Origin of the sequence: Nocardioides humilatus, from assembly GCF_008373755.1 — a bacterium.
Lineage (GTDB): Bacteria > Actinomycetota > Actinomycetes > Propionibacteriales > Nocardioidaceae > Nocardioides > Nocardioides humilatus.
The window spans coordinates 1-370 of the sequence record NZ_VUJV01000162.1 but is presented as its reverse complement, the minus strand read 5'-3'; the positions used below and the strand labels follow the sequence as shown (position 1 = coordinate 370).

Genomic DNA, 370 nt, shown 5'->3' with positions numbered 1-370 from the left:
GACTCTGGATTCGGTAGCTTCGGGCATGACTCCGGATTTGGACACCATGACTCCGGATTTGGACACCATGATTCCGGATTTGGACACCATGACTCCGGATTTGGACACCACGACTCCGGATTCGGTAGCTTTGGTGACTCCGCGCTCGACAGTTTTGGCAAAGACAATGCCGGACACGTAAAGGATATTTCCAGTTTAGCAGACCATGGTATAGACGAAGATAAAATCGAAAAGGGCCTTGAAGGCATTGCCACTTCATTGGGTGGTATCGGCACTGCCATTGGTGGTGCCCTCACCTCAAATATCGCAAATGGCCTCAGACACTGATCTAGGCATGTCAACACAATTTGTTTAACAGCTTAGAGCTCAC

At 49.5% G+C, this 370-nt stretch carries 1 protein-coding gene; it reads left to right on the top strand.

Annotated features, from left to right (window positions below; all coding sequences use genetic code 11):
* Positions 1–327, top strand: a 327-nt coding sequence (locus tag F0U44_RS24325; protein ID WP_497707152.1) for a hypothetical protein, incomplete at its 5' end; no start/stop codon positions are given.
* Between the last annotated feature and the right edge of the window lie 43 nt (positions 328–370).